The sequence below is a fragment of the Streptomyces sp. NPDC058697 genome (genome assembly GCF_042715345.1).
Lineage (GTDB): Bacteria > Actinomycetota > Actinomycetes > Streptomycetales > Streptomycetaceae > Streptomyces > Streptomyces liliifuscus.
This window is the reverse complement of the sequence record NZ_JBHXSU010000017.1, coordinates 54,426-73,142: the sequence shown is the minus strand read 5'-3', so window position 1 is coordinate 73,142 and position 18,717 is coordinate 54,426. Positions and strand designations below refer to the sequence as shown.

General features: G+C 70.0%; 12 protein-coding genes. 7 read left to right on the top strand and 5 right to left on the bottom strand.

The window, feature by feature from the left end; all coding sequences use genetic code 11:
- The first annotated feature begins 44 nt into the window (after positions 1 to 44).
- Positions 45 to 4,037 carry a hypothetical protein gene (locus ACFWXQ_RS32290; protein WP_383936423.1) on the top strand — a complete coding sequence of 1,331 codons (3,993 nt, stop codon included), beginning with the start codon at positions 45 to 47 and terminating at the stop codon, positions 4,035 to 4,037.
- Between the two features lie 18 nt (positions 4,038 to 4,055).
- Here the strand turns inward: ACFWXQ_RS32290 and ACFWXQ_RS32285 are convergent, their stop codons facing one another.
- On the bottom strand, positions 4,056 to 4,574 hold the full coding sequence (locus ACFWXQ_RS32285) for a GNAT family N-acetyltransferase (RefSeq protein WP_383936421.1): 519 nt from the start codon (positions 4,572 to 4,574) through the stop codon (positions 4,056 to 4,058).
- A 178-nt stretch (positions 4,575 to 4,752) separates the two neighbouring features.
- On the opposite strand from ACFWXQ_RS32285, the gene ACFWXQ_RS32280 reads away from it, so the two are divergent.
- The gene (locus ACFWXQ_RS32280; RefSeq protein ID WP_383936419.1) at positions 4,753 to 5,751 is read left to right on the top strand and encodes an RNA polymerase sigma factor RpoD/SigA; all 999 of its coding nucleotides are present in this window, start codon (positions 4,753 to 4,755) and stop codon (positions 5,749 to 5,751) included.
- A gap of 856 nt (positions 5,752 to 6,607) precedes the next feature.
- Here the strand turns inward: ACFWXQ_RS32280 and ACFWXQ_RS32275 are convergent.
- A complete protein-coding gene (locus ACFWXQ_RS32275) occupies positions 6,608 to 7,576 on the bottom strand; it encodes a helix-turn-helix transcriptional regulator (protein WP_383936417.1) in 969 nt (322 codons plus the stop codon).
- Positions 7,577 to 7,768: 192 nt separating this feature from the next.
- Between ACFWXQ_RS32275 and ACFWXQ_RS32270 the strand changes: the two genes are divergently transcribed.
- The 4 genes from ACFWXQ_RS32270 to ACFWXQ_RS32255 all read left to right on the top strand — a co-directional run bounded on the left by ACFWXQ_RS32270 (position 7,769) and on the right by ACFWXQ_RS32255 (position 13,529).
- Positions 7,769 to 9,295 (top strand): MFS transporter, encoded by a 1,527-nt coding sequence (locus tag ACFWXQ_RS32270; protein WP_383936415.1) that lies wholly within the window; start codon positions 7,769 to 7,771, stop codon positions 9,293 to 9,295.
- A gap of 220 nt (positions 9,296 to 9,515) precedes the next feature.
- Positions 9,516 to 10,277, top strand: a complete 762-nt coding sequence (locus ACFWXQ_RS32265; protein WP_383957364.1) for a DeoR/GlpR family DNA-binding transcription regulator — start codon at positions 9,516 to 9,518, stop codon at positions 10,275 to 10,277.
- On the top strand, positions 10,274 to 11,221 hold the full coding sequence (pfkB, locus tag ACFWXQ_RS32260; RefSeq protein WP_383957366.1) for a 1-phosphofructokinase: 948 nt from the start codon (positions 10,274 to 10,276) through the stop codon (positions 11,219 to 11,221). The genes ACFWXQ_RS32265 and pfkB overlap by 4 nt, the downstream gene beginning before the upstream one ends.
- Positions 11,222 to 11,462: 241 nt before the next feature.
- A complete protein-coding gene (locus ACFWXQ_RS32255) occupies positions 11,463 to 13,529 on the top strand; it encodes a fructose-specific PTS transporter subunit EIIC (RefSeq protein WP_386269731.1) in 2,067 nt (688 codons plus the stop codon).
- A 187-nt stretch (positions 13,530 to 13,716) separates the two neighbouring features.
- On the opposite strand, the gene ACFWXQ_RS32250 is transcribed toward ACFWXQ_RS32255, so the two are convergent.
- The 3 genes from ACFWXQ_RS32250 to ACFWXQ_RS32240 form a co-directional block, all read right to left on the bottom strand.
- Complete coding sequence (locus tag ACFWXQ_RS32250) at positions 13,717 to 14,466, bottom strand: DUF6227 family protein (RefSeq protein ID WP_383941630.1); 750 nt, start codon at positions 14,464 to 14,466, stop codon at positions 13,717 to 13,719.
- Positions 14,467 to 14,623: 157 nt separating this feature from the next.
- Positions 14,624 to 15,850 (bottom strand): Ig-like domain-containing protein, encoded by a 1,227-nt coding sequence (locus ACFWXQ_RS32245; RefSeq protein WP_383941627.1) that lies wholly within the window; start codon positions 15,848 to 15,850, stop codon positions 14,624 to 14,626.
- Positions 15,851 to 15,997: 147 nt separating this feature from the next.
- A complete protein-coding gene (locus tag ACFWXQ_RS32240; RefSeq protein WP_383941624.1) occupies positions 15,998 to 17,824 on the bottom strand; it encodes an ABC transporter ATP-binding protein in 1,827 nt (608 codons plus the stop codon).
- 75 nt (positions 17,825 to 17,899) lie between these two features.
- Between ACFWXQ_RS32240 and ACFWXQ_RS32235 the strand changes: the two genes are divergently transcribed.
- A complete protein-coding gene (locus ACFWXQ_RS32235; protein ID WP_383941621.1) occupies positions 17,900 to 18,478 on the top strand; it encodes a TetR/AcrR family transcriptional regulator in 579 nt (192 codons plus the stop codon).
- Positions 18,479 to 18,717: the final 239 nt, after the last annotated feature.

Here is an 18,717-nt window from a genome sequence, read left to right as displayed (position 1 = left end):
TGTTTTCCTCGCCGCTGTGACGGGTTCCTTCTACGCTTGTCGGCGTGACGGAACCGGGCGGGGCGGAGAACCGGATCAGTGGCACCACCGCTCACGGGCCGGTGATCCAGACACACAGCATCGAGTCGTTGGTGATCAACACCCATGCGGCACCGACGCCCTTGGCCGCCACACCCGAGGAGACGCCTCACCGGTGGGTGAGCGAGGTCGCGGCCTCGCCGCTCTGGTCGTGCCTGCCGGAGGAGCCCGTCCGGGACGAGACGCTCGCGGCGGCACGCGGCATCGCGGCCGAACTCGGGGCGCTGCACGACGACAGCGAACGGGTACTTCTCGAAGACCCTTGGTGGGACCGGGAGTTCGCCTCGCGGTTCTGCTTCCAGACCGGCCATGTGGTGTGCGACAAGACGGACGCGGACTGGGGCTTCCATCCCGTGGAGGTCATGCTGCTGACGCTCGCGCCGTATCTGTCCCAGACGCTCTGGGTCCGCACGGCCGCGGGGCGAGTCCATGTCGACCCCGCCGAACTCGGGGAACGGGGCGGAGGCGGGGCACGCGCCTCCTTCGAGAAGTTCTGCGGTGACGGGCACGAGCGGCTCGTGCGTCGCGCGATGCTGAAGCTGCCCGGCCGCCGCGATGCCCAGTCGGACATCGGCTGGTGGCTGTTCCACCAGTGGCTCGACCACGGCCTTCGTGGCAGGGAGGACCACTGGACCGCGTACGCCGAGGTGGTCGGACGGCTCACGTTGCGCGAACCGCACGTGCGCGATGTGTTCGACCAGCACAGGACCGGTCAACTCCTCTACGGACTGCGGCTGCCCCTGTGGGAGATGTGCCGGCCCGAGCGACTGGATCGCTTCGACACCTCGACCACCGTGGGCGGCGGCCTGCACGTGCCGCAGAAGCTCCGCCTGAAACGGCTCGTGCCGCTCCTGGGAGTCGCCCGGGCCCGCGCCCTGGACGTCCCCGCGCTGCCGGACGACCTGGTGGAGAACCTCGGAATCCCGCACCGGGTGGACCTGGACCGGCTTCGCGAGACCGTGCGCCGGGCCGCCTGGGACAGCGACCACGGCCCCATGGTGCTCCAGGCCGTCTGCCATCACGAAGCGGTGGTCGAAGCGCTCCGGCAGCACGTTGAACAGGTGGACGTGCTTCTGGACGACGTGCATCGGGCGGTCCGTGCGGACGAGAGGATGAAGCCGCTGCACCTGCTGCCGATGCGCGCCTCGGCGGAGGGCCTGAGCGCCGCGCCCCGGGAGGACGGGACGCCGACGTTCGAGAGCTACAGCAAGTTCCGGGTCGACCCCCGGCGGGTGCAGAACCTGCTGATGGGGGACCAGCTGTACCGCAGCCCGGCGCTCGCCATCCGCGAGCTCTACCAGAACGCCCTCGACGCCTGCCGCTACCGCAGGGCCCGGACCGAGTACCTGGACGAGGAGGCACGCCAGGAGGGCATCGACCGTGAGGGGGAGCGCTGGCGGGGCCGGATCCGGTTCACTCAGGGAGTGGACGGCGGGCGCCCCTACCTCGACTGCTGGGACAACGGCATCGGCATGGGCGAGTCCGAACTGACCCGCGTCTTCGCCCGCGCCGGAACCCGCTTCACGGACCTGACGGACGTGCGCAACGAACGCAGCAACTGGGAGGCCGCGGGCATCCGCATGTACCCCGTGAGCCGCTTCGGCATCGGCGTGCTGAGCTACTTCATGATCGCCGACGAGATCGAGGTCGTCACACGCAAGCTGAAGGAGGACGGCGGCACCGGCGACTGCTACAAGGTCGCGATCTACGGCCCCAACCACCTGTTCCGCATCGTGCCGGGCAAGCGGCGCACGGAGGCGGGCACGACGGTGCGGCTCTATCTGAGGGCCGGTGCGCCGTCGTGCGTCCAGGAACTGACACGGCTGCTGGGCTTCACCGACTTCGACACCTCGGCGAGTCATGAGTCGATCTCGGCGGAGTGGAAGGCCGGGGAGTTCCGGCTGCGGAAGGACCCGCGAGCACAGGACAAGGACTCACTGCGGGCTTTCGGTACGCAGGTGACTGGGCCGCCGGAGGAGGACAGCGGCGTGCCCCGGGTGGTCTGGTGCGAGAACGGAGGCGGTGTCCTGGTCGACGGGATCCTCACCCGGCCGACACGGCGGCGGGGGGTGCTGGCGGACCGTCGCGGTGGCACGGACCAGGTGTTCAGGGTGTCCAGAGACGAGGTCCTTCGTGGAGCCGTCGTGAACCTGACAGGAGAACTCGTCCCCAAGCTCTCCATCGACCGACTTCAGATCCTCGACGACGTGTCGGACGACGTGGAGAAGCTGTTGTGCGCGGCGGCGGACGAACTGGCCCGCTCCGGGTCCGAGCTCGTGAACTGCGAGTGGATCGACGAGGTGGCCAGTGACAGCCCCAAGGTGGCCGACATCGTCGCCCGAGCGGTCATGGACGCCGACCTGGAGCTCGAACTGCCCGACGGTCATCCGTTCAGGCCGGCCGACGTGGGCATTCTGCCGGAGGACCAGCAACTCGTCGCCTGGACCACCGGTCATGACCGGTCCGTCACCGTCAGTCACGTACCGGATCACATCCTGCTGTGGCGAACCCTGGCCCACGGCCGGGCGGAACGGCTCGTCGAACTGGTCCCTGAGCTGGCGGAGGTGGGCCCGCTCCTTCCCGCGCTGCCGTCGGACACGGCCGTGTTCAACACCGATGGGAGCTGGCTGGACGACGAGAGCTGGACGAAGCCCGGCCACGTTCTGTGGGTCGCCGTGCGGACCGGCATGACTCCGCGGCAGGTCGTCCGGCGCGCGGCGGATCTGCGTATCGCCACCTTGCCGACCGAGCCCTACCTGGACACCGAACCGGATCCGCTCGATCTCGCGCTGCTCAGCCGCGACGGGGACGCGGAGCCGGGCTGGCACTCCACCGACCGGCCGGTGCCACTGGGACACTTCGTCGAGGCCTATCTGCGGCACGGCCTCACCGTCGGGGAGACGGCCGCGCGCATGAAACGCTACGGCTTCGACGTGTCCCGGGCCGCGGGACTCCCGGACCGGCCGGAGCCACTCGACCTCCGGCTGTTGAGCGTGGACGGCGGGGGAGAGGGCGAGCGGGGGTGGTGGGGCACCGATGAACCCGTTCCGCCGGGGCACGCTTTCTCCATGGTCGTGCGCACCCCCGACCTGTCCCCCGCCGACGTGTGCACGAGGTTGCGCCGGTACGGGCTGACCGTCGCCGACCTGCCCGATCGCCGAGGACTCCACGATCTGCGCCTCCTCAGCCGGAACCTCGACGCGAAGCCCGGCTGGATCGGCCATGAGGAGACAGTGCCGTACGGTCACCTCGTGGCGGCCGCGAGATCGTGCCACATGGAAGTCGCAGACGTGGCCGGCGTCCTCGAAGCCTATGGACTGTGTGCACGGGCGACTCCGGCCGAGGAATGGTCGGCGTCGGACCGGATGCTGCTCGACCTCGACGGCGACGAGGAGTTCCTGTGGTCACCTCCCACCGGCGTCAACTGCCGAACGCTGTGGGCAGTGGCCGAGGAGTTCGAGATGTCGCTGAGAGCCGTGGTGGAAAGGCTGCGCGAGCTTGGTGTGCGCACCTCGCTGACCTTTCCCGAGCAACTCACGGAATTCGACGAGGCCCTCCTGGACATCCACCTCGACCTGTGGGAGTACCGCTCCACCCTTGAAACGGACGTCGCGATGTCCGACCTGCTGCTGACCGCACGTCGGCTCCGGACGAGCCCGAACCGCATCGCGGCCCGTCTGAAGACGTACGGACTGACCATTTCCCGGTACGACCGGTCGGAGTCGGACGACATCCGCGACGACCTGATCCTGCTGAGCCAGGACCTGGACGGCCAGGGGTCCTGGATCGACGGGGAGGAGCCGGTCCGCCTGGGGCGCCTCGCCGCGGCCGCGCACCGGCTCGACATCACGATCCTGGAGGCCGCGGAACGACTGCGCCGCCTCGGCGTCGACGTACCCGACGTCAGGGACATGATCCGCGCCGCGATGGCGAAACTGCCCAGGCCCCGGGACACGTAGGCAGCGGCCGGCCCCCGCCTAGAGCTCCTTCTCGTACCAGGCCACATCCCAGTACCGTCCGAACTTCCGGCCCACCTCGCGGTACGTGCCGATGTGCCGGAACCCGAACCGCTCGTGCAGGCGCACGGACGCCTCGTTCGGCTGGGCGATCCCCGCGTAGGCGCGGTGGAGGTCCTCGTTCGCGAGGGCCGCGAAGAGGGCTTTGTAGAGGAGTGTGCCGACACCCCGGCCGCCGGTGTCCGGGGCGAGGTAGATCGTCACCTCCACGGACGTCTCGTACGCGGGCTTCGGCCGGAAAGCGCTGGATGTGGCGTAGCCCAGAATCTGCTGTGAGTCACCGGCCGTGGCAACCATCAGCCGATGCGGGCCGTCTTCAGGGTGAGAGAGCAGCCAAGGGCGGCGCTCTACCGGAGTGAAGGTCGCTGTGTCGAACGTGATCGGCGTCTCACGCACGTAGTGGTTGTAGATGTCCGTGAGGGCGTCGAGGTCGGTCTCGACTCCCGGTCTGACCTGCACCTCTGTACGTTCCGACGGCATTTGCCCTCCCTCGGTGGCCGCACAGGGTACTGCAAGATCAGAAAAATCGAGTAGCACGTTGGGAATTCTGTCCGGATTCCAGTCGTTGTTTCCATCGGATGCAGGGCACCCGGGAGGGTGTCCGAGCCACCACCAGAACCACCAGGACCCGCAAGCCCACCATCGCAAGGGAGCACGCATGGCAACCCGTGCCGTCGCCCGTCGTAAGTCCGCCTCAGGCGGGACCGACGCGGCACGCAGTGTTCGCGTCGTAGGCGGCGAGATCGCCGACCGCGACCTGGTCGGCATGTATCTCGACGAGATCGCGCGCACACCGCTGCTCGATGCCGCCAAGGAAGTGGACCTCTCCCAGACCATCGAGGCGGGCGTGTACGCCCAGCAGATCCTCGACGGCGAGGTCACCGAGACAAAGGTGAAGGCCTCCCGCGAGGAGCTCGACGCGCTGGTCGCCGACGCCGAGCGGGCCAAGGACATCTTCATCCGGTCGAACCTCCGCCTGGTCGTGGCGGTCGCCCGCCGCTACCCGCGGAGCGGCCTGCCGCTCCTGGACCTCATCCAGGAGGGGAACGCGGGCCTGGTCCGAGCCGTCGAGAAGTTCGACTACCGCAAGGGCTTCAAGTTCTCGACGTACGCGACCTGGTGGATCCGTCAGGCCATCACCCGTTCCATCGCCGACCAGTCCCGCACCATCCGCCTCCCCGTCCACCTGGTGGAGGAGCTGGGCCGGATCCGCCGTGTGCAGCGCGAGTTCAACCGCGAGCACGGCCGTGAGCCGGAGCCCTCGGAGATCGCCGCGGAGCTGGACACGAAGCCGGAGCGCGTGGTCGACGTGCTGGACTGGGCCCGCGACCCGGTCTCGCTGAACATGTCGGTGGACGACGACGGCGACACCCAGTTCGGTGACCTGCTGGAGGACACCTCGGCCGTCTCGCCCGAGCAGTCCGTGCTCACGCTGCTGCGCAGCGAGGAGCTGGACGACCTCATCGGCCGCCTCGACCAGCGCACGGCCTCGATCATCAAGATGCGGTACGGCATCGAGGACGGCCGGGAGCGCACGCTCACCGAGGTCGGCAAGGAGCACGGCCTCACGCGCGAGCGCATCCGCCAGATCGAGAAGCACGCGCTGCTGGAACTGAAGAAGCTGGCCCGCGACACGGGCTTCGACGCCGCCGCGTAGGCCGCGCCTGGCGGCCGGGTACTCCGGCCGCCGGCGGCCCGGCACCCGCGACGGGTGGCTTCCGGCCGGGGGCGCGTATCGCGCGCCGGGCGGTTGTGACCGGTTTCGCGGGGGCGGGTGTGTACTGTCTGCCGGAAGCGGGCGGGACGCCTCCCGCGCCGACAGCGGGACCGTCCAGGGCGGGCGGTACCGGGCATGACCGGTCGGTGAAACTCACCGCCGTCGGGAGGATTGGCCTGGCTCCGCCGGGGCAGGCGCGGTTTTGCCCGGCCATGTACCTCGGACCGGGGTCGGCCGTGCCTTGCCGGGGCGGTTGGGTCGGTTCTCGAACACAGTCGTACAGAAGTCCGTTTACCGCCGCTTCAACACATCGGCCCCGGGGCACAAGACTCCAGGGCCCACAGAGCCGAGTCCCGACGCACACCCCCCCCGGCGCCGGGACTCTCCCAGAGCCGAGCTCCGGCGCCTCCCCCCCCTGGCGCCGGGGCTCGGCTCCATCTTTGGGGTGCGAGTGCGGGTGTGTGGTGGGTGCGTGGGCATGGGTGCCCGGGCCACCCCGGACCTGAACCCCGGGGTGACCCGGGTGGCACATTGTGCCACGAGGGCAAACCCTGCCCTCACGGGCGCCGGACCGGTGGGCTTCTTTCGCCCCCGCCGCCCCTACCCATTCCCGTCCCTGACTCAGGGGCTCCGCCCCCGAACCCCCGCTCCTCAAACGCCGGAGGGGCTGAGATGCCTAAGGGGCGCGGGGAACTGCGCAGTCTTTTAGGGGCGCGGGGAACTGCGCGACCAGCCACAGCGGACCCGCACCTCTCGGCCACGCACCCGCCAGCCCTCGGCCACGCACCCGCACTTCTCAGCCCGACGCCGTCGCCCGGCTGAGCCGACCCCCCAACTGCCGCACATACTCCACGAGTTCAACCGGCTCATGCACAGTGAACTCGCAGCCCACCATCGCAAGCCGCACCGCCAGCCACTCCACGGCATCTCCGGAGGAGCCCCGCAGCCGACAACTGAGGTCGTCGACCGGCTCGGGCACCCCGAGCCACCCCGGCAGCCGCGCCGCGATGAACTCCGCCGGTGCGGCGAACGTCACCGCGAACTCGTACGTCTCCTGCCGCCCGTGCATCGACTGCCGCAGATACTCGGCCGCGCTCCCCGTCGGCAGCTCGCGCGGTGTGAAACGGGCCCCGGTCGCGAATGGGTCGGCCACCCGGTCGACCCGGAACGTACGCCAGTCCGCGCGGTCGAGGTCGTATGCGACGAGGTACCAGCGGCGGCCGGTCGACACGAGCCGGTAGGGCTCGATCCGGCGCCGGCTCTCCGCCCCGTCCTTCGCCCGGTACGCGAACCGCAGCAACTCCCGCCCCGCGATCGTCGAGGCCATCACGGTCAGCGTCTCGGGCGCGATACTCGCACCGTCGCCGCTGGTCAGGGGAGTGGTCGCGGCCTGGAGGGTGGAGACGCGATGCCTCAGACGGCTCGGCAGGACCTGTTCGAGCTTGGCCAGCGCCCGTACGGACGCCTCGTCCACGCCCTCCACGGCGTGCCCCGCACCGGCCCGCAGCCCGACCGCGATCGCCACCGCCTCCTCGTCGTCGAGGACAAGCGGGGGCATGGCCTTCCCGGCAACCAGCCGATACCCGCCGTCCGCGCCCATCGTCGCCTGCACGGGATAGCCAAGCTCCCGCAGCCGGTCCACATCCCGCCGCACAGTCCGCCGCGAAACCCCCAGCCGCTCGGAAAGCTCCCCGCCGGGCCACTCCCGAGGAGTCTGAAGAAGAGACAGCAACTGAAGGAGCCGGGCCGGGGTGTCGGTACTCATGTGGGTCTCCCTCACCTGGACGTGCCCCGTAAGGGGCGCGGGGAACTGCGCAGTCTTTGGGGGCGCGGGGAACTGCGCGACCAGCCACAACGCACCCGCACCCTTCAAACGCACCGCACCCTTCTTCAACTCCTCCGAGGATGCCCCACCACTAGGACACGACCTGACCTACATCCCCCCTACCTTCAAAACATGACCTCTTCCAGCAGCACTCTCCCGTCCCCCCGGCCGGAGGCCGACCGCCGGCGCTGGTTCGCGCTCGCCATCGTGATGACCGCGGCCTTCATGGACCTGGTCGACGTCACGATCGTCAACGTCGCGATCCCGTCGATCCAGCGGGACGAGGGCGCGTCCTTCAGCCACATCCAGTGGATAACGGCCGGCTACGCGCTGGCCTTCGCGGCCGGCCTGATCACCGGCGGCAGGCTCGGTGACATCCACGGCCGCAAGCGGGTGTTCCTCGTCGGCATCGGCGGATTCACGCTCGCGTCCGCGCTCTGCGGCTTCGCGGTGAACCCGGACATGCTCGTCGCCTCCCGCATCCTCCAGGGGGCCATGGCCGCGCTGATGGTGCCGCAGGTCCTGTCGATCGTGCACGCCACGTTCCCGGCGCACGAGCGGGGCAAGGTCTTCGGGATGTTCGGCGCGATCGTGGGTCTCGGCGCGGTGTCGGGCCCGATCCTGGGCGCGCTGCTCACCGAGTGGAACCTGTTCGGCCTGGAGTGGCGGCCGATCTTCCTCATCAACCTGCCGGTCGGCATCGCGGGCCTGATCCTGGGCCGCAAGTTCATCACCGAGTCCAAGGCCCCGCACGCCCTCAAGCTCGACCTCGTCGGTGTCGTGCTCGTCACCCTCGGTCTCCTGATGCTCCTCTACCCGCTGACCCGCGGCCGTGAGCTGGGCTGGCCGACGTGGGGGTACGTCGTGATGGCCGGCGCCCTCGTCGTCTTCGCGGCGCTGGTGGCGTACGAGAAGAGGAAGGCGGCACGCGACGGTTCCCCGCTGGTCGAGCTCTCCCTCTTCAGGGTGAAGAGCTTCGCCGCGGGCATCGCCGTACAGACGGTCTTCGGGGTCGGCCTCGGCATCTTCTTCCTGGTCTGGACGCTCTACATGCAGGTGGGCCTCGGCTGGACCGCGCTGCGGGCCGGTCTGACCGGCGTTCCCTTCTCGATCGCGGTCTCGGTGGCGGCGGGCATGTCGGTGCAGAAGCTGGTGCCGAGGTTCGGGCGGAAGGTGCTCCAGGCGGGCGCGCTGACCATGGCGGCCGGTGTCCTGCTCTACATCTGGGAGGCCGATCGGTACGGCATGTCCATCGCCTCCTGGCAGATGGCCCTTCCGCTGGTCGTCATGGGGGCCGGCATGGGCCTGATCGTGGCCCCGCTGACGGACGCGATCCTCTCCGAGGTACCGCGTGAGCACTCCGGTTCGGCGTCCGGCCTGATCAACACGGTCCAGCAGATGGGCAACGCCCTCGGCCTCGGCCTGGTCTCCGTCGTCTTCTTCGGCACGATGTCCGACCACCTGCCCGGACCCGAGGTGGGCCCCGCCTTCGTCGACGCCTTCCAGAACGCGCTGATCTGGGTCGCCCTGGTGATGACAGCCATCTTCCTGCTGATGTTCGCCCTCCCGAAGCGGCCCGCCCAGCACGTGGAGGGAGCGGAAGCCGCCGGGAGCCCGGAGATCACACCCCTCGACAAGGCACCCGAACTCGTCGGCTGACGACGGCTGTTCACGACAGCGGCCGACCGGATCCGGCATACGGCGAGGCCCGACCCCTCAGGGGGCCGGGCCTCGCCGTATGCCCGCCCATGCCCACCCGCGCCCGGTTCGATGTCCGTTCATGCCCACATCGATGCCCGAACCTGTTTACTTTGCGGAAATCTGGGCGTAGCCTCACGCTGAAACCACAGGTTCGGGCACAGAGCGGAGGCGAACGGACATGTACGCACCGGAGCGACAGCAGGAGATCCTCCGACTCGCACGTGACGGCGGCCGTGTGGATGTCGTGTCGCTGGCCGAGGAGTTCCAGGTCACGGCGGAGACGATCCGGCGGGACCTGAAGTCCCTCGACCGGGCGGGACTGCTGCGCCGGGTCCACGGCGGCGCCATCCCGGCCGGGCGGCTCGACTTCGAGCCCGACCTCGCCGAGCGCGAGACCACCGCGGCCGACGAGAAGGACCGCATCGCCAAGGCGGCCGTGGCCGAACTGCCGGACAAGGGCACGATGATCCTCGACGCGGGCACGACCGTCGCCCGCCTCGCCGGAGCCCTCCCCCTGGAGGCGACGCTCACCGTCGTGACGCACAGCCTCCCCATCGCGGCCCGCCTCGCCGACCACCCCGGCATGCAGCTCCACCTCATCGGAGGCCGCGTCCGGCACCGTACGCGCGCGGCGGTCGACGCCTGGGCGCTGCGGGCGTACGGAGAGATCCGTGCGGACGTCGTCTTCCTCGCGGCGAACGGCTTCTCCGTCGAGCACGGCCTGACCACCCCGGACCTCGCCGAGGCCGCCGTGAAGCGCGCCGCGCTCTCCGCCGCGCGCCGCGTGGTGCTGCTCGCCGACTCGGCCAAGCACGGCCAGGAACACTTCGCGCGCTTCGGCGACCTCGGCGAAGTGGACCTGTTGATCACCGACAGCGGGCTGAGCCCCGAAGACGCGACCGCCATCGAGCGCGGCGGCACGGAAGTAGTGCGCGCATGATCCTCACCGTCACCCCGAACCCGTCCCTGGACCGTACGTACGAGGTCCCCTCGCTCGACCGCGGCGAGGTCATACGGGCCACCGGCGAGCGCATGGACCCCGGCGGCAAGGGCGTCAACGTCTCGCGGGCCGTCGCCGCGGCCGGCCGGCGCACCGTCGCCGTACTGCCGCTCGGCGGAGCGCCCGGCGCGCTTGTCGCGGACCTCCTCGACGCACAGGGCATCGAGGTCGCACCGGTCCCGGTCGCCGGCGCGACCCGCTCGAACATCGCGCTCGCCGAGGCCGACGGCGTACTCACGAAGATCAACGCACCCGGACCCGAACTCACCTCCGCCGAGGAGGAGTTGCTCCTGGAGACCGTGCGCGAGCAGTCCGGCGACGCCGACTGGATCGCCTGCTGCGGCAGCCTGCCGCGCGGCCTCGCCCCCTCCTGGTACGCCGAGATCGTCGCCCGCGCCCACCGGGCGGGCGCCCGCATCGCGCTCGACACCTCAGGGCCCGCGCTCCTCGCGGCCCTCCGCGAACGGCCCGACGTCGTCAAGCCCAACGCCGAGGAACTCGCCGAGGCCGTCGGCCGCCCCCTCGCCACGGTCGGCGACGCGGTCAAGGCCGCCGAGGAACTGCGCGAACTGGGCGCCCGAGCCGTACTCGCCTCCCTCGGCGCCGACGGGCAACTGCTCGTCAGCGAGGACGGCGCGTGGTTCGCCGGCGCGCGCGTCGACGTCGTACGCAGCAATGTGGGCGCGGGGGACTCCTCGCTCGCCGGTTTCCTCATCGCCGGCGGCAGCGGTCCCGGCGCACTCGCCTCAGCGGTGGCCCATGGCGCGGCCGCCGTCCAACTTCCGGGCAGCGTGATGCCGAGCCCGGAGGACCTCGACCCGGCCGCGGTGACCGTCACCTCCGAGATCCCCGTGGACCGCGTACTGACGGAGCCGGTGTCATGACCGGCCGCCGACCCCCGCGCACGGACTTCCGCGCAACCCACGAACCGGCCCTGATGCGGCGGGGACTCCCCTTACCCGCCGCAGCCGCCGCCGCACGGAGGCGGGGCCTCCCCGGCCCCGACTCAGCACAACCCGCAGTCCCCGTAGTTCCCGTAACCGTCGCGGTTCCCGACCGCGGCACCCCCGTCCCCACCCTCGCCCACACATCTTCCCGGGCGATACGCGTGCGAAGGAGCCCGCGATGAGCGAGATGATCACCGCGGACCTGGTCGATCTCGACCTGTCCGCCGATACGAAGGAAGCGGCGGCCCGCGCCCTCGCCGAGCGCATGGTGTCCCTGGGCCGGGTGACCGACCTGGACGGTTTCCTTGCCGACGTGGCCGCCCGCGAGGCCCAGATGCCGACCGGCCTCGACGGCGGCATCGGCATCCCGCACTGCCGTAGCGAGCACGTCACCGAGCCGACGCTGGCCTTCGGGCGCAGCGCGGCCGGGATCGACTTCGGCGCGCCGGACGGCCCGGCCGACCTGATCTTCCTGATCGCCGCCCCGGCCGGAGCGGACGACGCCCACCTCACGATCCTGTCGTCACTGGCCCGCCAGCTGATGAACACCGAGTTCACCTCGGCGCTGCGGTCGGTGGGCGACGCGGCGGGAGCCGCCGCCCTGATCAGCGGCGAGGAGCCCGCGGCTGCGGCGGAGACCGCTTCCGAGGCTGCCTCCGCCGAGGCCACCCCCGCTCCCGTGTCCGCCCCCGCGGCCGCCGGTACGGACGACGAGGGTGCCGCTGACGGGAAGGGCGGGCGACCGTTCCGTATCGTCGCCGTCACCTCCTGCCCCACCGGTATCGCGCACACCTACATGGCGGCCGAGTCGCTGGAGAACGCGGGCCGTGACGCCGGTGACGTCGAGATCGTCGTCGAGACGCAGGGCTCGGCCGGTTTCAGCCGGCTCGACCCGGCCGTCATCGCCGCGGCCGACGGCGTGATCTTCGCGCACGACATGCCCGTACGGGAGAAGGACCGGTTCGCCGGGAAGCCCACCGTGGACGTCGGCGTGAAGGCGGGCATCAGCAAGGCCGCCGAGCTGATCGCCCAGGTGCGCGGCAAGGCCGAGCGCGGCGAGATCACGGCGGCCGCCGGGCCCCGCACCGGTACGCCGGTGGAGCGGGCCGGCGAGCCCGGTGAGGGCTACGGCACGAAGCTCCGCAAGTGGCTGATGTCCGGCGTGAGTTACATGGTCCCGTTCGTGGCCGCGGGCGGTCTGCTGATCGCGCTCGGGTTCGCGATCGGCGGCTACCAGATCAACGAGGCCAAGCCGGTCACCGAGGTCTTCAACTGGGGCCAGGTCGACAGCTGGGCAGCGCTGCTCTTCCAGATCGGCGGCGTCGCCTTCGGCTTCCTGATCCCCGTACTCGCCGGCTACATCGCGTACGGCATGGCGGACCGGCCAGGTCTTGTGCCCGGCTTCGTCGGCGGCATGATCTCCGCCAACATCGCCGCGGGCTTCCTCGGCGGTCTGGCCGCGGGTCTGCTGGCCGGTGGTGTCGTCCTCGCCATCCAGCGGATCAAGATCCCACCGGTGCTGCGCGGCATCATGCCGGTGGTCGTGATCCCGCTGATCTCCTCGATCATCGTCGGCTTCCTGATGTTCATCGTGATCGGCAAGCCCATCGCCGAGGCACAGAAGGCCATGACGGACTGGCTCTCCGGCCTCTCCGGCACCAACGCCGTCCTGCTCGGTGTGCTGCTCGGCCTGATGATGTGCTTCGACCTCGGCGGCCCGGTCAACAAGGTCGCGTACGCCTTCGCCACGGGCGGTATCGCGGTCCAGGACCCGAGTGGTTCCGCGATGAAGATCATGGCGACCGTCATGGCGGCCGGCATGGTCCCGCCGCTGGGCATGGCCCTGGCCACCACGATCCGCAAGAAGCTGTTCACCACGGCGGAGCGGGAGAACGGCAAGGCGGCCTGGGTGCTGGGCGCCTCCTTCATCTCCGAGGGCGCGATCCCGTTCGCGGCGGCCGACCCACTGCGGGTCATCCCCGCCTCGATGGCGGGCGGCGCGGTCACCGGTGCCCTGACCATGGCGTTCGGCTCGACCCTGCGCGCCCCGCACGGCGGCATCTGGGTCACCTTCCTGATCGGCAAGCCGTTCCTCTACCTGCTCGCCATCGCGATCGGCACAGCGGTCACGGCAGGCCTGGTCATCGTCCTGAAGGGCATGCGCAAGACGACCCCGGAGGGCGACACGGACAAGACCCCGGAAACCCCGACGGCCACCCAGAAGAAGGAACCAATAGCAGCCTGAACGCTCCGCTGAGGAGTAGCAAAGACGGGTGGGCCGGGACTGAAGAGTCCTGGCCCACAGCCGTGCCCCGTCAGGGGCGCGGGGTGCCTCTTCAAGCGGGCAGGGCCGACAGCGGCTTTTCAGGGGCGCGGGGAACTGCGCGACCAGCCACAACGCACCCGCAGCTTACGAACCGGCCGAATCCCTGCTAACCGCCGGACGCAGACGCCCGCCGTTCCATCGCATCCCGCGCATCCTCCTCAGACGGATACACCTCACACATATGCCGCCCATCGGGCGTAGCCGTGTGCTCGACCTCCCACAGCGACAGCTCCCGCCCGTCGTGGAGCAGAAACGCGTGCTCGTAGAGCGAGAAGCACATCCCCCGATCACCCGCCCGGCAGGGCCGCCCGAAGGCCTGGGTGATCTGGTGCGCGAACGCCATCCGCAGCAGACCGGCCATGTCCTCGCCCGGCCGGTCCGAGTTCTCGGCGCGCCGCAGCAGCCGCCGCCCGTGATCCGCGGAGTCGTCGGAAACGTACGCGTGCAGCGGCTCGGGGACGTGCGACACCCGCACCAGCAGCGGCAGTTCGAAGTCCGGCGCGTCGGCGGGGAGCGGCAGACGCCCGGTCGCGGTGCGCAGCTCCTCCTCGTCCTCGTACACCTCGTGCTGCGTTTCGCGGCTCGGTGCGGTGTTGTGGACGAGCTCCCAGAGCGTGAGCGCGCTCCCATCGGCCAGCAGCCAGGTGTGCCGGTACGTCTCGCGGTGCAGCCCCGCGCTGTGGTGCGCGGAGTGCAGCGAACTGTCGTGGGCCAGTGCCCGGTCCAGCCGCCGTATCGTCTCGTCCGGCAGCTCGAAGGAGTTCAGGGCACGGCCGAGGAGCCGCGCGAGATGCTCCTCCGGAGACTCGGGCGACTCGGCTGGCTCGTACGCTGCCGTCTCGTACGGAACGCTCAAGGCTTCTCCCGGCGTTGCTGCATGTCACCTTGTGGGTGCATACCGTAGCCCCTCGGGCGGACATCATGTCCGGGAACCGAGAAAACGTACGCACGGAAAACGGCCGGGCCGTGCGGGATGTTCCCGCACGGCCCGTCGAATGCTCAAAACCCTTTGGTCAGAGGGCACTTCCCGCGGTCCAGGCACTCCATGCCATGTTCCAGCCGTTGAGACCGTTGTCCGGTGCGACCGTCTTGTCGGGGGAGTTCTTGACGGTCACGACGTCCCCTACGAGCGAGTTGTCGAAGAACCACTTGGCGGCCGTGTCGCCGCCCGCGCCCTGCACGTCCGCCATGCCCACGCAGCCGTGACTGGTGCCCTGCTTCCCGAAGGGCGGATTGCCCTTGTTGTACCAGTAGTTGCCGTGGATGAAGGTCCCCGAGGTCGTCAGCCGCATCGCGTTCGGCACGTCCGCGATGTCGTACTCGCCGCCGTAGCCGACCGTCGACCCGTTCATCCGCGTCTGCCGGAACTTCTCCGAGATCACCATCTGCCCGTTGTACGTGCTGTTGTCCGGGCTGCCCGCCGAGATGGGGACCGTCTTCAGGGTCCTGCCGTCACGAACGACCGTCATGGTCTGGGTGTTGACGTCGACCGTGGACACCTGGGAGCGCCCGACCGTGAAGGTGACCGTCTTGTCCTGCACCCCGTAGATGCCGTTCGCGCCCTCGACGCCGTCCAGGTCGATCTTCATCGTGACCTTGGAACCGGCCTTCCAGTACGCCTGGGGCCGGAAGTCCAGCCGCTGCGCGCCGAACCAGTGCCCGACCACCTTCTGCCCGCTGCTGGACGTGACGGTGATGTGCGACTGCACGTCCTTGCGGAACTTCCCGTCGCCGATCGCCTTGTCGAAGGTGAACGACACCGGCATCCCGACGCCGACCTTCGTACCGCCGTCGGGTGTGTACGTACCGATGAAGCTGTTGTCCGTGGACACCGTCGTGAAGATGGAGTTGGCCGCCGCCGGCTTCCCGTCGCCGTCCTTCGCTGAGGCCGATATCTGGTACTTGGTCCCCCGCTCCAGCTGCTCCTTCGGCTTCCAGCTCTTCCCGTTCGCCGCGATCGACCCCGGTACGGCCGCCCCGGTGGCCGACTCCTTCATCGCCACCTCGGTCAGCTTTCCGTCGCTGACCTTCACCCCGGTCGAGTTGATCGACGCCGCCGTCGAACCGTCCTCCGCGGAAATAACGATCTTCGCCGCGGAAGTCTTGGTGTCGCCGTTCTTGTCCTCGGACCTGTTGTCGGCCTTGGCGTCGCCGCCGCACGCGGTGAGGGTCAGGGCGCCGACCATCAGGGCGGCACAGGCCACCAGCGCGCGCCTCGCTGTCGTGTCCGGCGTTGTCACGGGCTGCTCCAGTTCTCGCGGTTGTGGGTGATCCGCTCCGTTCCGTGGAGAAAGATCGGATCCATGGAGAAGGAGGGGAACATCGCCCGCCCGGGTTCCCACAGCCCGCCATCAACACCATCGCGTGACAGATTCGGGACAATCGCCTTATGCGGCGGGGGCCTTGTCCGCGATGCGCAGCGCCTCGACCAGATCGCGGTAGAGGGAGTCCGTGGCGAGCAGCTCGTCATGGGTGCCCCGGGCGCGGACACCGCCCGCGTCCATCACCACGATCGTGTCCGCGTCGATCACCGTCGACAGCCGGTGCGCGATCGTCACCACGGCGTGCTCCCGCGCCCGCCGCCGGACGCAGTGGTGGACGGCCGACTCCGTGAGCGCGTCGAGCTGAGCCGTCGCCTCGTCGAGCAGCAGTACGTCCGGCTCCCGCAGCAGCGCCCGCGCGAGAGCGATGCGCTGCCGCTCCCCGCCGGAGACGGCCGCGGTCGACAACTCCGTGTCCAGTCCCTCGTCCAGCGACTCCACCTTCTCCGTCAACCGCACGTCCGCGAGAACCTGACGCAGCTCCTCCTCGCCCGCGTCCGGCCGGGAGATGAGCAGGTTGTCGCGGACGGTGCCGGGGACGACCGGCGTGTCCTGCTCCACATACGCCAGCCTGGAACGGATCGCCGCGTGGCTGTGCCGGTGGTAGGGGACACCGTCCAGCAGCAGCGCGCCCTCCTGCGGCTCCAGGAAACGCAACAGCAGGGAGAAGACCGTGGTCTTGCCCGCCCCGGAGGGCCCGACGATCGCGGTGTGCCCACGGGCCGGCACGGCCAGGTCGACCCCGCGCACGGCAGGCTCCCGGCCCGGACCGTACGACGCCGTGACGCCCTTCAGCTCCAGCACCGGCCCGCGGGTGCCCCTCTTCTCCGGCATGGAACCGTTCGTGTCCGACACGGGACTGCTCGTCCGCCGATGGCCCGATGGCTCCGCCGACGCGCGGTCCGCCGACTTGTACGTCACTGTGGTCGGCCCGTCCGTCTCCGCCTCCAACTCGTCCACGGCCCGGATCCGCTCCGCAGCGGCGACGCCGGACTGCAGCGCGGTGAGGTTCTCCGACAACTCCGTGATCGGCTCCATCAGCCCGAAGGCGTAGAGCAGGAAGGCGATCAGGCTGGACACCTCCAACTGCCCTTCCCCGACCCGCCAGGCGCCGACGCCGAGGATGAGGATCACCGCGAGCTGGATCCCGGTCCAGGCGATGGTCCACACCGTGGCCTCCAGCCGCACCGCGCGGATGCCGTACTCCGCCGAGGCCCGCGCGTCCGCCGCGATCCGCTCCGCCTGCCGGTCCTCGGCACCGCTCGCCTTGACCGTACGGATCGCCCGCAGCGTGCCCTCCAGGGTGCCGCCGACCCGGCCGATGTGCTCCTGCGCCCGCTCCTGAGCCTTCGCGATACCGGGCATCAGCACGGCGAACAGGACGATCACCACCAGCACGGCCGCCACCGTGGTGCCGAGCAGGACCAGGTCCAGGAAGCCCATCAGCACCAGCGTGCCGACCAGCATCACCACGCCGTTGATCAGCCCGACCACACTGGACGAGGCCGCCTCGCGCAGCAGCACCGTGTCCGAGACCGCCCGTGAGACCAGCTCGCCCGGCGGACGGGCGGTCACCGCGGGGATCGTCGCCCGGAAGTACAGCCGCACCATCGACTCCCGGGCGTCCAGCACCACCCGCTCGCCGAGCGTGCCGAGCAGTACCCACTGCACGCGGTACAGCACCGCGCCGATCACCAGCAGTACGAGCAGCGCGAGCACCGGGCCACGCAGCGAACTCCCGTCGGTGAGCGCGTCCAGCACCCACTTGGTCACCATCGGCGTGGCCAGACCCAGCGCCGACGCGGCCAGCGCAAGCACCAGCCCGACCACCAGCGTCCGCCGGTGTGGCCGGGCGAACGAAGCAAGAACCCGCAGACTCTCCGGAGCAACCATGCTCACGAGTGGAACATCGATGTTCCAAAACTGTCAACTCTGTTTTATTATGGAACGGCGCTACAGTGTGTGCCCATGGACACCGCTGTAAGCGACAGGAGCGGCGCGCGAGGCCGCACCAGGCGCGCCATCCTCGACGCCGCCGCCGTCGTACTGGCCAAGAACTCCGGGGCCTCCCTCGGCGACGTGGCCGCCGCGGCGGGCGTCGGCCGCACCACCGTCCACCGCTACTTCGCGGAGCGCTCCGACCTCCTGAAAGCCCTGGGCGCCGACGTCCTCGAAAAGGTGGCCGCCGCGACCGACCGCAGCCGCCTGGACGACGGCCCGGCACTCGCCGCCCTGGAACGGCTTTGCCAGGAACTCTTCGAACTCGGCGACGCCCTCACCCTCGTCTTCGACGAGTCACTGGTCGCCACCTGGAACTGGGAGGGCTGGGACGAGGACACCGACGCCGACCGGGCCCTCGCCCACCTCATCGAACGCGGCCACACCGAAGGCGCCTTCGACCCCACCCTGGACGTCGACTGGATCGTCCAGACCCTCTGGTCCCTCCTGTACGTAGCCTGGCACCGCGGCCGCACCGGCGGAACCAAACACGAGGCCTTGACCCTGTGCCTGCACACCCTCAGAAAGGCGGTCGCCCCGGGGCCGTAGAAGCCCTCGGATGGGTCGGTGAGTGGGTGGGGCCGGCCGCCTCGCCTCTCCCCGCCCGTAACCGTTTTCGAGGCCCCAATGAGGCCTCCGGCCTTCGGTTCCGGCATGACTTCCCCTCCTTTGTTGAAGATCCGTGGGGTGGTGTCACTGGGTTCCGGGGGCATCGACGGACCGCGGATTCGGCGCTTGAGCACCGCCTTCACTCGAGCCGGAAGAGCTCTCCGCAACGTGCACGGGGC